General features: G+C 41.0%; 11 protein-coding genes and 1 pseudogene. 1 reads left to right on the top strand and 11 read right to left on the bottom strand.

The genetic code is table 11. The annotated features are described in order from the left end of the window. Positions 1 to 8 precede the first annotated feature (8 nt). The 11 genes and pseudogenes from pknB to MKY71_RS04690 all read right to left on the bottom strand — a co-directional run bounded on the left by pknB (position 9) and on the right by MKY71_RS04690 (position 11506). Positions 9 to 1982 carry a Stk1 family PASTA domain-containing Ser/Thr kinase gene (pknB, locus tag MKY71_RS04740; protein WP_340731747.1) on the bottom strand — a complete coding sequence of 658 codons (1974 nt, stop codon included), beginning with the start codon at positions 1980 to 1982 and terminating at the stop codon, positions 9 to 11. A gap of 2 nt (positions 1983 to 1984) precedes the next feature. Continuing rightward, positions 1985 to 2731: a Stp1/IreP family PP2C-type Ser/Thr phosphatase gene (locus MKY71_RS04735; RefSeq protein ID WP_339175504.1), complete on the bottom strand. Its 747-nt coding sequence runs from the start codon at positions 2729 to 2731 to the stop codon at positions 1985 to 1987. A 10-nt stretch (positions 2732 to 2741) separates the two neighbouring features. Further along, positions 2742 to 3890 carry a 23S rRNA (adenine(2503)-C(2))-methyltransferase RlmN gene (rlmN, locus tag MKY71_RS04730; protein ID WP_339175503.1) on the bottom strand — a complete coding sequence of 383 codons (1149 nt, stop codon included), beginning with the start codon at positions 3888 to 3890 and terminating at the stop codon, positions 2742 to 2744. Between the two features lie 3 nt (positions 3891 to 3893). Further along, positions 3894 to 5255, bottom strand: a complete 1362-nt coding sequence (gene rsmB, locus MKY71_RS04725; protein ID WP_340731746.1) for a 16S rRNA (cytosine(967)-C(5))-methyltransferase RsmB — start codon at positions 5253 to 5255, stop codon at positions 3894 to 3896. After that, on the bottom strand, positions 5252 to 6193 hold the full coding sequence (gene fmt / locus MKY71_RS04720) for a methionyl-tRNA formyltransferase (protein ID WP_340731744.1): 942 nt from the start codon (positions 6191 to 6193) through the stop codon (positions 5252 to 5254). The genes rsmB and fmt overlap by 4 nt, the downstream gene beginning before the upstream one ends. A 3-nt stretch (positions 6194 to 6196) precedes the next feature. Then, positions 6197 to 6688, bottom strand: a complete 492-nt coding sequence (gene def, locus MKY71_RS04715) for a peptide deformylase (protein WP_340731742.1) — start codon at positions 6686 to 6688, stop codon at positions 6197 to 6199. Positions 6689 to 6711: 23 nt separating this feature from the next. Continuing rightward, on the bottom strand, positions 6712 to 9120 hold the full coding sequence (gene priA / locus MKY71_RS04710; RefSeq protein ID WP_340731740.1) for a primosomal protein N': 2409 nt from the start codon (positions 9118 to 9120) through the stop codon (positions 6712 to 6714). A 20-nt stretch (positions 9121 to 9140) separates the two neighbouring features. After that, positions 9141 to 9680 (bottom strand): annotated as a pseudogene (gene coaBC / locus MKY71_RS04705) (bifunctional phosphopantothenoylcysteine decarboxylase/phosphopantothenate--cysteine ligase CoaBC); the annotation flags it as partial. Between the two features lie 87 nt (positions 9681 to 9767). Further along, complete coding sequence (gene rpoZ, locus MKY71_RS04700; protein ID WP_079525096.1) at positions 9768 to 9992, bottom strand: DNA-directed RNA polymerase subunit omega; 225 nt, start codon at positions 9990 to 9992, stop codon at positions 9768 to 9770. Positions 9993 to 9996: 4 nt separating this feature from the next. Beyond that, complete coding sequence (gene gmk / locus MKY71_RS04695) at positions 9997 to 10614, bottom strand: guanylate kinase (protein WP_339175496.1); 618 nt, start codon at positions 10612 to 10614, stop codon at positions 9997 to 9999. Between the two features lie 16 nt (positions 10615 to 10630). After that, complete coding sequence (locus tag MKY71_RS04690) at positions 10631 to 11506, bottom strand: YicC/YloC family endoribonuclease (protein WP_339175495.1); 876 nt, start codon at positions 11504 to 11506, stop codon at positions 10631 to 10633. A 289-nt stretch (positions 11507 to 11795) separates the two neighbouring features. Here MKY71_RS04690 and MKY71_RS04685 point away from each other — a divergent pair, with 289 nt between their 5' ends. Further along, the gene (locus MKY71_RS04685; RefSeq protein ID WP_340731737.1) at positions 11796 to 13478 is read left to right on the top strand and encodes an Rqc2 family fibronectin-binding protein; all 1683 of its coding nucleotides are present in this window, start codon (positions 11796 to 11798) and stop codon (positions 13476 to 13478) included. The last annotated feature ends 40 nt before the right edge of the window (positions 13479 to 13518 follow it).

Raw genomic sequence — 13518 nt, 5'->3', positions numbered from 1 at the left:
ATTCCTCCTTATTCCGCCAATTCTTCATAAGTAATTGTTTTATTTTCGATTACGTTGTTATCCCGTACAATCTGATAGGCTGCTTTATCCCCTTCAACAATAACCAACTTAATTGTATATAAAGTATCTTCAGTAATTGTGATTGTTTCTACTGGCTCTGCCATCGTACGTGTTTTGTCCTGAATGTAAATCGATACCTCTTGTTCTATTCCTTCTTCAAAAGGCTCATACGGAATTTCAATTGTGTTTGTATAGAACTTTTCCTGCTTAGCTTTCGGTCCTTTAGAGATGACAACGTTGATTGTGCCACCTTTTTCGAGCTTTGTACCTGCTTTTGGTGTTTGACTGATAACTTCACCGGCCGGTTTTTCCGAATATTCCTCACCTGTCACATTCACTTTAAATCCTGAGCTTTTTTCATATTCTGAACGGTTTGCTTCATTAAATGCCATTAAGTCACGTACCGTTACTTGCTCCTGACCTCTGCTGACTGTTAACACAACATCCGTTTCATTGACGTGAATTTCCTCTCCGGCTTCAGGTGTTTGAGCGATAATTTCGCCTGCTGGATGCTCTGTAGAATATTCTTCTTTGAAATCATAGTCGTTAAATTCTTCTAAAGCATCCATTACCTCATCACGCTGCTTACCGACGAAATCTTCCATCTTCGTCATTTCCCTACCGATGCTGACAATTAAATCAACTGTCGTGCCTTTTTCACGTTCCCGACCTGCCTGCGGGTTCGTTTCGATGACATTTCCGGATTCAATCTCTTCATTGTTGCGTTCTTCCTGTTCTCCTATCACGAAGCCCTGCTCTTCCAAAATTCGAATCGCTTCTTCAACCGTCATATCTGTCACATCTTCTACAACGACTCTATTTGGAGTCAGGAGGACAGCTGCTACTACAGCACCAATTGTTAAAAGAACTAAAAGCCCAACAATTAGCGGCCATTTCTTCTTTTTCTTTTTCTTTTTTGGTTTTGACGGCTTCGGTTCTTCTTCGACCGGCGGATTTGAATCAATCCGGACTGTTTGTTCTGTTAGATTGGTAGACGGCTCCTTCACTGGGATAGGAACAGGCTTTGGATCTTTTATAATCGGAATCAGTTTTGTCGCTCCGTCATCTACCGGCGGCATAAATTTAGGCTCATTCACCCGCTGTATTGATAAACATGTATTTAAATCTTCTTCCATCTCTTCTGCATTGCTGTAGCGGTGGTTTTGATCTTTTGCTGTAGCCTTTAATACGATATTTTCCACACTTTGCGGAATGCTTGCATCGAGTTCACGTACTGAAGGTGTTTCCGCCTGCAGATGCTTTAACGCAATAGATACAGCAGATTCCCCTGAAAATGGTAATTCTCCTGTTAATAGCTCATAAAAGACAATCCCAAGTGCATATATATCAGACTTCATTGTTGCTAAACCGCCGCGCGCCTGCTCCGGCGATAAATAATGAACAGTTCCGATGACTGAGTTCGTTTGCGTGAAGCTCGTTGCTCCAAGCGATGTCGCAATCCCGAAATCAGTAATTTTTACGTTGCCTTCTTCGTCCATCAATATATTTTGTGGCTTAATATCTCGATGAATGATGCCGTTTTCATGTGCATGGGCAATCGCCGATGTTAGCTGCTTCATAATATGGACGCTACGTGCTGCAGATAAAGGTGAAAACTCTTGTATGTATTGTTTTAATGTTTTCCCCTTAATGTATTCCATGACAATGTAGTGCATATCCTCATCTTCGCCAACATCATAGATGCTTACGATATTTGGATTAGTCAGACTTGTTGCAGACAATGCTTCACGCTGGAAACGACGGTGCAATTCTTCTTCATTTGATAAATCATAACGCAATATTTTAATTGCGACGTCACGACTTAAAATAATGTCGTGTGCCAAATAGACATTTGACATCCCGCCTCCGCCAATTAACTTTAAAATTTTATATCGGCCACCTATATGTTTTCCTACTAGCATTGTTACACCTCCTGCACCGTTGTCATTAAGATAAGGGAAATATTATCTTCTCCGCCACGATCATTTGCAATTTGAACTAATTTTTTTCCTTTTTCCTGAATGGTAACCGGCATAGTAATAATTTGGCCCATTTCCTCTGTAGAAAGTTTATTACTTAACCCGTCAGAACAAATGAGTAAAAAGGCCTCATTTGATAAAGTCATTTCATAAAAATCAGGTTCAATTGAAATTTCTGTACCGAGTGCTTTTAATATAAAGTTCCGTTGAGGATGATTTTGTGCCTCTTCTTCACTAATTTCTCCATTTTCCAATAAAATATTTACATAAGAATGATCTCTCGTTACTAACTTTACTGTTTCGTTTGTAATATGGTATACACGACTATCGCCGACATGGCTTATCGTGCAATCATTCCTGTCAAGCAACACCGCAATCATTGTCGTTCCCATACCTTGACAATTTTCATGTGTTAATGAGTAATGATATATTTTCTGATTAATATGTGACACCGCATTACGCAACCATTCCAGCTTTAACTGTTTTGTTGCAAAACTTTCTGCATTTTCCTGTTTAAAGAGTTCATGCATTTCGGTAATAACCATTTCACTCGCTACATCACCAGCATTATGACCACCCATACCATCTGCTAAAATCGCAAGCTTAAAATGATCGGGGCGCTCAAAAAACGCGGCCCGATCTTCATTTATTTTTCGCTTTAACCCAATATCACTTTCCACTGTAAAGTTCACTATAGTCCACCTACTTTGTTTCGTGTGATCGTTCCTGTGCACGTAACTGGCCACATGCAGCTGCAATATCTGCACCTTGCTCACGACGGATTGTTACGTTAATCCCCTGCTCTTTAAGCGTTCTTTCAAAAGCAAAAATTTTACTGCGTGATGTACGAATATAATCACGCTCCGGCACGTAGTTAATCGGAATTAAGTTAACATGACACTTCACATTTTTAATCAGCTTCGCCAGTTCCAATGCTACTTCTTCTGTATCATTTTGCCCTGACATTAAACCGTATTCAAATGTGACACGACGTCCTGTTTTCTTTGTATAGTATTTTACTGCTTCCATCAATTCTTCTAATTTATATGCTTTTGCAATCGGCATTAATTTCTGACGCGCCTCTTGGTTTGGTGCATGTAGTGAAACCGCAAAGTTAATTTGCATACCTTCATCTGCGAATTCGTAAATTTTTGGTACAATCCCTGAAGTCGAAACCGTAATATGACGGGCACCAATATTTAATCCTTTGTCATCATTCATGATTTTAAGGAAGTTCATCATTGCATCATAATTATCAAACGGCTCGCCGATTCCCATAATTACGATTGATGATACACGCTCGTCTGTTTCATCAAGCTGTTGCTGTACTTTTACGACCTGCTCGACAATTTCTCCTGCCATTAAATGACGTTTCAAGCCACCTAAAGTAGATGCACAGAATGTACAGCCAATACGGCAACCTACTTGTGTTGTTACACAAATTGAATTTCCGTAATCATGACGCATCAATACTGTTTCAATTGAATAGCCGTCCTGCAGCTGGAATAAAAACTTGATCGTACCGTCTTTTGATTCCTGTTTAATAATTGTTGAAAGTGTTGTTAAAGCAAACTCCGCTTCCAGTTTTTCGCGTAATGCTTTCGGTAAGTTGGACATTTCTTCAAACGTTTGAACACGTTTTTCATAAAGCCATTCATAAATCTGTGCAGCACGGAAAGCCTTTTCTCCATTTGCTGTCAGCCATTCCTTCATTTCATCCAGACGTAATGAATAGATCGAAGGTTTTAACTGAGGTTTTTCTTTTTTCGCACGACGTACTGGCTTATCTGCTGTTTCTTCCACTAAATCCTGAATTCGTTCATCAAATTGTTTTAATTGTTCTTGCTCCATTAGTTAATTGGACGCTCCTTTTTTTACGAATGCAGCTACGAAAAATCCGTCACTGCCTATATCTTGCGGGAATACTTGCAGCATCCCGTCCTGTTGCTTCGCTTCTAGTTGTGTCGGTAAATTTTCAATTGGCACCAAGTTCATTTCAGGGTGCTCTTTTAAGAAGGCTTGTACCGTACCTTCATTTTCACTGCGGTCTACTGTGCATGTTGAATACACTAATCGTCCGTCTTGTTTCAATAGCTGGACTGCATTATCTAAAATAGAAAGCTGAATTGTTTGCAGGCTCTCTAAATCTTCTTCGCGCTTCGTATATTTAATATCCGGCTTGCGTCGCATTACGCCCAAGCCTGAGCATGGTGCATCGACCAAAATCGCATCATAGCCTTCCTTTTGTAAAAAGCTTGCGGCTTTTCTTCCGTCAAGAGGGGCTGTTTCGATAATATCCAATCCTAGACGCGCAACGTTTTCCTCGATTAAATCCAATTTTTTAGGATGTAGATCGGTCGCTAAAATCGAGCCTTCATTTTTCATCACTTCTGCAAGATGTGTTGTTTTTCCGCCTGGTGCTGCACACATATCGAGTACTTTCATGCCAGGCTGCGGATTCAGCACTTTTGCCGGCAGCATCGAGCTTTCATCCTGAATTGTAATAAGTCCATTGCGGAACGCTCCTGTACGTGCTGCCTGACCGTTTTCAAGATGCAGACATTCGGGTATAAATTCACTGCGGCGCGCTTTTACACCTTCACGTTCAAGTGTCGTCAAAACTTGTTCGACAGTCGCTTTTGTCGTGTTGACACGTACTGTCTGCAATGGTGCAATATTATTCTCAAGAAGCATTTCACGTGTTTTATCATAGCCGTAGCTTTCCACCCAGCGGTCAACGAGCCACTGCGGATGACTCGTTTCCACTGCCAGACGCTCATTTGCATCTTCTATTAAATCGGTCGAACGAACACCTTCACGTAAAATCGAACGTAAAATCCCGTTCACCATTGAGGCAATCCCTTTATGGCCGCGGCGCTTTGCAATTTCCACTCCTTCATTTACTGCAGCATGTGCAGGAATACGTGTTAAATACTGCATTTGATAGAGTGACATACGCAACAGCCAGCGCACCCAAATATCCACCTTCCCGCGGATAAATGGCTCCAAATAATAATCCAGTGTCAGTTTATGCTGCAATGTTCCATATGTGAGCTCTGTTAAAAGGCCACGGTCTTTCGCATCGATTTTATATTTCTCAATTGTTTGGTGTAATAATAAATTGCTGTATGCCTGGCTTTTGTCGACTGTCAATAAAATCGTTAAAGCGGCATCCCGAACATTACCGTCCCAAATCACTTGTTTCTTTTTACTCATTCAAAACGGTCCCCAATCTGTAATTTCGAGCCCGTACCACGTAAAAACTCTTCTGCTGTCATGCGCTTTTTACCTGCTGGTTGTACATCATACAGCGCTAATGTACCACCATCTCCTGTCGCTACTTCAAAGTGATCTTTTTCGATTTTCACGACTTCTCCTGGTACAGCGTTTGTTGAAGTTTCTCCAACTTTTGCCGCCCAGACTTTAAAGTTAGCCCCTTCAAATGTCGTATAGGCGACAGGCCAAGGGTGCAATCCACGCACTTGATTATACAATGCACGTGCTTCATTATTCCAATCAATCAACTCCTGTTCACGGCTAATATTGCGCGCGAATGTTACGAGTGACTCATCTTGTGGAATGCGGGCATTTGTTCCATTAATAATCGATGGCATTGTTTCTTTTAATAATTCACGGCCAACCGCACTTAATTTCTCAAACATTGTGCCTGTATTGTCCGTATCCTCAATGGCAATTTCCTTTTGTGAAATAATATCACCAGCATCCAGTTTTTCCGCCATATACATAATTGTTACACCTGTTGTTGCCTGGCCATCAATAATTGCCTGATGAATCGGTGCACCGCCTCGGTATGCGGGCAATAATGATGCATGGACATTAATACAGCCTAATCGTGGAGCATCAAGCAGTTCTTTCGGCAAAATTTGTCCAAATGCCGCTGTTACAACAAGGTCTGCATTTAACGCTAAAATTTCTTCCAGCTCCTGTGAACCGCGCAGCTTTTCAGGCTGAATAACCGGTAAACCTAGTTGTAATGCTTCCTCTTTCACAGGTGGTGGCGTTAATACTTTTTTACGACCAACTGGACGGTCAGGCTGAGTTACAACTGCTGCGATGTCATAGCCTTCTTCATGAAGCATGCGCAAAATCGGTGCTGAAAAGGCAGGTGTTCCCATAAATACGATTTTTGTCATCGATTACTCCTCCTCAGCGTCCGCGTATAGCTCTTCTATTTCTTCCTCTGTTAATACACGCGTCATTTTAGAATCAAATAAAACGCCTTCTAAATGATCGATTTCATGCAAAATACAACGTGCTTCAAAGTCTTCAGCTTCAAGTTCATAAACACGGCCTTCACGGTCGGATGCTTCAATTTTTACGTAATTTGGACGCTTGACCATTCCGAACAGGTCCGGAAAACTTAAACAGCCTTCCACATCTTCTTCTTCACCACGTGTTTCAATAACGATCGGGTTGATCATTTCTAAAATATCTTCGCCTAATTCTACGATTGCTACACGTAAATCAACATTAATCTGCGGTGCAGCGATTCCTACACCGTCATTTTCTACCATCGTGTCATATAAATCATCTAAAAGTTGAATGATATTTTCATCGATTACTTCAACTTCTCTCGTTTTTTGTGATAATACTTTTGCTGGGTTTTTCACTACTTCTTTAATTGCCATTTTAATACCTCTTTCTATATGCATTAGATCATTGTCGGATCTAAATCAACTGTTAGCACAATGCCTTTTTTTATCCATTCCGATCGATACAGTTTTATAAGCTGTAAAAGAACGGGAATCAAATTTGGCTCTACTTTATATTTTATCAAACATTGATAACGATATCTATTTTGGAGGCGGGCGATACTGGCTGTTGTCGGTCCAATAACAGATACATTGAATGATAAATTGGAACGCAAATACTCCGCGACCCGCCCTGCATATTCTGCAGCAAACATGACGTCTTCATGTGTTACTTGAACTAGCGCAATATAATAATAGGGCGGATATCCGGCAAGATGTCTTGCATGCATTTCACGTTCATAAAACGGTGTATAATGCTGATCCTTTGAAAGCTGGATTGCATAATGCTCAGGAGTATACGTTTGGATGTATACTTCACCAAGCTTATTATGGCGTCCTGCCCGTCCGCTCACTTGCGTCATAAGCTGGAATGTTTTTTCTGCAGCCCGGTAATCCGGTAAATGAAGCGATGTATCGGCACTTAACACGCCGACTAGTGTAATATTCGGAAAATCAAGTCCTTTAGCGATCATTTGTGTACCGAGCAGAATATCTGCTTCGCCCCGACCGAACGCATCGAGCATTTTTTCATGTGCCCCTTTTTGTTTGGTCGTGTCGACATCCATACGCATGACACGTGCCTCAGGAAACAGCTTGTAAATTTCTTCTTCTACCTTTTGCGTACCGGTACCGAAATAACGGATGTTTTCACTTTGGCATTCAGGACATGTTTCCGGAATGTATTCATCATGACCGCAATAATGGCATTTCAGCTTTTCCTGATAGCGGTGATATGTCAACGAAATATCACAGTTCGGACATTGCACCGTTGTCCCGCAATCCCGGCATAATACAAACGATGAATAGCCGCGACGATTTAAAAACAGGACGGTCTGCTCTTTTTTTTCGAGACGGTCACGTAACGCTTCCATAAGCGGTTCGGAAAACATCGAGCGGTTTCCAGCCTGAAGCTGTTCACGCATATCGATAATCTGAACAGACGGCAATGCCTGATTTTTGGCCCGTTGAGACAACGTCAGCAATGTGTATACACCTTTTTTTGCACGCGCAAACGATTCTAATGCAGGTGTCGCACTCCCTAAAATAACAGGGCAGTTATAATAATTACCACGCCAGATTGCGACATCCCGGGCATGGTAGCGCGGTGAATCTTCCTGTTTGTATGTTGACTCATGTTCTTCATCCAATATAAGCAGACCGAGATTTTTAAACGGTGCAAAAATTGCTGATCGGGCGCCTACAACTACTTTTACTTTCCCTTGCTGTACTTTTCGCCACTCATCATATTTTTCACCGACTGACAAACCGCTATGCATAACGGCTACTTCATTGCCGAAACGCGATTTGAAACGCTCTGTCATCTGTGGTGTCAATGAGATTTCAGGCACGAGCACAATTGCTTCTTTGCCGTCTGCGATTGTACGCTGAATCGCCTGTAAATACACTTCTGTTTTCCCGCTGCCTGTAATGCCGTGGAGAAGAAATGTTTCTTGACGCTTATCATCGATTGCTTCCGTAATTTTTTTCAGTGCCACATCTTGCTCATCTGTTAATTGTAAAAAGTCCGTTCTTACAACTTCCTTCGTAAACGGATCACGGTAAACTTCTTCTTGTATATACGCTGCTGCCCCTTTTTCAATGACACTGTTTAGTACACTGCTTGTCACTTGAACGGCTTCGTATATTTGTTCCGGTAAAACAACGGCTCCTGCATGTTCCTTCATCCATTCCAATATTGCCCGCTGCTTCGGTGCCCGTTTCCCCATTTGTTCGATTATATCTTCTATTTGTTCGCGTGAATAAATTTGCACTTTACGCACTTGTTTTACTTGGCCCTTTTGTTTCACTACATTTTCTATAATGAGCAGACCGTCTTTTACGGCGCGTTTTACCGGTCTCAATAAATTGGCCTTTTCAAATTGGGCTAGATTCACTTTTTCCGTTTTCTCGAAATAGGACTGCAGCATTTGCGGTAATTGCGATACTTCACCTTGCAAAACTGCATACTTTTCATACTTCGCCCGCAATGCACCCGGCAGCATTACTTGTAATGCATCTATTTCGTAACAGATTGTTTGACGCTTCAGCCATTTTGCCAAGCTCAGCATTTCTTCAGTTAAAATAGATTCCAAATCAAGTATTTCCGAAATCTGCTTTATTTTTTCTGCCGGTACGTCCGATTCAGCTGTAATGCCGACGACAAATCCAAGCACATTACGCGGACCGAATGGGACTTTGACGCGACTGCCAATGTCAATCAGCTCTTCCCAATCTTCAGGTATTAAATAATCGAAAGGACGGTCAACTGGGTATGCGGAAACATCAACGATTACTTGTGCGAATCTCATTGTCCATCGCTTCCAGTTAGTTCACGAAAATACTTTTCTACAATGGCCGTAATTTTTTCCGGCTCTTCCAGACGTCCTTTTCCTACATAGCCGCATGCCAAAAATCCTTCAGACGGTTCGATAAAGCGGATGCCATCTTCATGAAGTTGTGCAATATTCCGTAAAACGGCCGGGTGCTCATACATATGTACATTCATCGCCGGTGCCACCCATACAGGTGCAGTTGTTGCTAGTAAAGTCGTTGTCACCATATCATCCGCCATACCATGTGCCATTTTCGCAATCATATTGGCAGTGGCAGGAGCGACGATCACTAAATCCGCCCAATCCGCCAAATCAATATGCGCAATAACATTGGAATCTTTTTCATCGAAAGTATCAAAAAATACGTCGTTTTTAGACATCACCTGGAAGCTTAAAGGAGTAACGAACTTCTGTGCAGAAGCTGTCATGATTACTTTTACATTAAAGCCTGCCTGAGACAGTTTGCTCACTAACGCAACCGCTTTATATACGGCAATCCCGCCCGAAACACACAATAGTATATTGTTTTTTTTCATTATTTTACCGTCCTTTCAAAGGATAAGCTCCCAAAGAAAAATTCTTAGGGAGCTTCTACTCAGGGAGTATTCTTTTTACATTACCAACTAGATTTCGTCTTCGTAAACAGTTGAAGCGTCTTGTTGAACTTTGCGAAGCTTTCCGGCAGCTACTTCTTCCAATGCTTTTCCTACTGGCTTGTAAGAAATGTATGAGTTTAAGTGCTCGCCGCCCTCTTCTTGCATTTGGCGCGCGCGTTTTGATGCTAAGCTCACTAAAGAATACTTAGAATCGATTTGTTTTTTCAAATTATCTACTGATGGGTATAACATGGTTTCATTCTCCTCTCAACATTGACAAATAGCGTTTTTCAACACGTTCACGACGGCAGTGTTCTGCTATTATGATAGCATTTATTTTATCACATGCATTTTGAACTTGGTCGTTTTCTACAACGTAATCATACAAACTCATCATTTCAACTTCTTCACGAGCAGTAGCGATACGACGGGCGATTACGTCTTCTGTTTCCGTACCACGACCAACCAAACGTTGTTCCAGTTCGGAAATGCTTGGTGGTGCTAAAAAGATAAACAACGCATCTGGTGCTTTTTCACGAATTTGTGCTGCTCCTTGGACTTCAATTTCCAAAAATACATCGCGTCCTGCTTCTAGCGTTTCCTGTACATATGCAAGTGGTGTACCGTAATAATTGCCGACAAATTCTGCATGTTCCAGTAAGCCTCCCTGCTCGATTAACGCTTCGAATTCCTCACGTGTTCTAAAGAAATAGTCTACACCATCTTCTTCCCCTTCGCGAGGATTACGTGTTGTCATTGAAATCGAATATTCGTAATTCGTATCCGGTTGTGAAAAGAGCTCTTTTCGTACTGTCCCTTTACCCACACCTGATGGACCAGATAAAACAATTAATAATCCACGTTGTTTTTTCATAAGTAACTCCTTTATATCATTCAATATTTTGAACTTGTTCACGCATTTTTTCTAAAATCGTCTTCGCCTGCACTACTGCAGCTGAGCATTGTGTAGACTGATTTTTTGAACCGATTGTATTAATTTCACGGTTCATTTCCTGCATAATGAAATCAAGTTTACGTCCAATCGCAATGTTTTCAGTTAAAGTTTCGGATAACTGATTAAAATGACTCTCTAAACGGTCGAGCTCTTCTGTAATATCAATACGCTCTGCAAAAATCGCAACTTCCGTAAGTAGTCGATCGTCCAATGATTGACCGCTTATCACTTCTTCTAAACGATTCATTAAACGTTCTCGGTATTTTTCAACTGCGAGCGGAGCATATCGCCGAATTTCAGCTATTTGCGCTTCCAGGTCCGCTTTGTACTGCAGCATCACTTGCTGCAATCCTTGCCCTTCACGAGTACGCATTGCAATAAGGTTCTCGATTGCTTCTGCCAAAGCATTTTTAACAGCATCGATAATTTCATCCTGCATGAACTCAATTTTTTCAACTTGCAACACTTGGTCCAAACTTACAATTTCCTGCATTGTCCACTTTTCCTCCATCGGAACTGTTTGGGACAATTCCTTTTTTGCCTGGAGAAAAGCATTGAGCAGTGACCAATTAATTTGAATCGTCTGTTCAGTGTCATGAAGCTCCTTCAGAAAAATGATAACATCTATTTTCCCACGAGAAACTGCATCCGACAACATTTTTTTTGCTATTACTTCAGATTCCATCCATTCTTTTGGAAACTTAGTATTAATTTCTAAAAAACGATGATTCACAGCACGAATTTCAACAGTGAGTTGAAAGTGTTTCGTTGTTGTGACCCCCCTGCCGAATCCGGTCATACTACGTACCAAGGTTCGTCACATCCTTCTTTACTTAATTGTTTCAATTATAGCATATGTGTGATCGATTTTGCGTTAACGTCTATTATCCAAATATATATTTTATCATAGATAGGAGGTAATAAAATACTTTTTATTTTATGTAAGTAGGAAAGAATTGGCCCCCTTTTTCGAGAGTAGTTATCTTTCATATAAAAAATATTTCATTAATAGATAGTCATTTGCGATAACTACAGGTTTGTACGAAAAAATGATATGATTAAACAATCTAAAAGACTTATTTAATGAAAGAGGCATAAAGATGGCATTTGACGGACTATTTACACGTTCGATGAGCAAGGAGCTACAAAGCCTAACATCCGGACGTATCACCAAAATTTATCAGCCGAATGCACTTGAAGTTGTATTGCAAATTCGTGCAGCAGGCCAGAACAGTAAACTATTATTTTCTATCCACCCTTCTTATTCCCGTGTTCACATAACAGATCAATCGATTGAAAATCCGGCTGACCCGCCAATGTTTTGTATGCTGTTGCGTAAACATATCGAAGGGGGTTTTATTTCATCTGTTGTTCAGGACGGCTTTGAACGTGTGATCACATTTGAAATCGACAGTAAAAATGAAATCGGCGATGCGGTAAAGCGTAAGCTCGTCATCGAAATTATGGGGCGTCATAGTAACCTGCTATTAATCGATGCTCAAAATGATATCATTATTGATAGTATCAAACATCTGCCGCCATCGATGAACAGCTACCGGACCGTTTTGCCGGGGCAGCAATATATCGCACCGCCACAACAACAGAAAATTGCACTGACAAGTTTATCCGATGTAGAGTTGAAAGAAGTATTTTCAAAACAACCTACTACTAAAGATATTGTCGATCAGTTTGCCGGTTTCTCCCCATTGCATGCAAATGAGTTGCTGCACCGTATCACAACAAATGATGCTGTAACAGCTTGCAGACAGCTGATGAACGAAATCGCAACGAGCGCAAATCCGACCTATGTTGAGCAGGAAGGGAAAATCTATTTCTCGCCAACAGCATTAACACATTTGTCAGGAGCAGTTACGAATTATAAGACTCTTGGCGAGCTGCTTGACCGTGTATTTTTTGCCCGTGCAAAACGTGATCGAGTGAAACAGCAAGCGGGTGATCTTGAACGCTGGCTGCAAAATGAACTGAATAAATTAAAACTGAAACAAAAAAAGCTTCAAAAAGATTATGAACGCGCTCAAAATCTGGAGCAGTTCCAACTTTACGGTGAGCTTTTAATGGCGAATCTTTATAATTTCGAAAAAGGCGCTGAATACGTAGACGTTGAAAACTATTACAGCGAAAATGCCGAAACAGTAAGGATACCGATTAGCCCAAGAAAAACACCGATCGAAAATGCGCAAAGCTATTACACAAAGTACAATAAAGCAAAAACAGCGTTAGTTATGATTGAAGAACAACAGCAAAAAGCAACAGAAGACATCAACTATTTGGAAATGCTTACACAGCAAGTGCAGCAAGCGTCCACTAAAGATATCGAGGAAATCCGTGAAGAGCTGGCAGAACAAGGTTTACTTCGAATCCGCCAGGCAAAACGAAAAAAGAAACCGGCAAAACCGGAACCGGAAAAATTCATATCATCTTCCGGTATTTCAATTTCGGTCGGTAAAAACAATAAACAAAATGACTATTTGACATTCAAAATTGGAAAACGTAACGAAGTATGGCTACATACGAAAGATATTCCGGGATCACATGTTGTCATCCATTCGGAAAACCCTGACGAGCAAACTTTGACAGAAGCCGCTGTGTTAAGCGCTTATTTTTCAAAAGCACGTGACTCTTCTTCGGTTCCGGTAGACTATACGGAAATTCGCCATGTGAAAAAACCGAATGGCGCAAAACCAGGATTTGTGATTTATTTTGAACAAAAAACACTTTATGTTACACCAGACGAAGCAGTTGTTATGCAGCTGAAAAAGTAAACAACGAAAAACCGCTTAGAAATTTTCTAAGCGGCTTTTT

The sequence above is a fragment of the Solibacillus sp. FSL W7-1324 genome (genome assembly GCF_038008025.1).
In the GTDB taxonomy this organism is placed as follows: Bacteria; Bacillota; Bacilli; order Bacillales_A; family Planococcaceae; genus Solibacillus.
The sequence above is the reverse complement of the archived record's forward strand: the minus strand, read 5'-3'. Positions and strand labels throughout refer to the sequence as shown.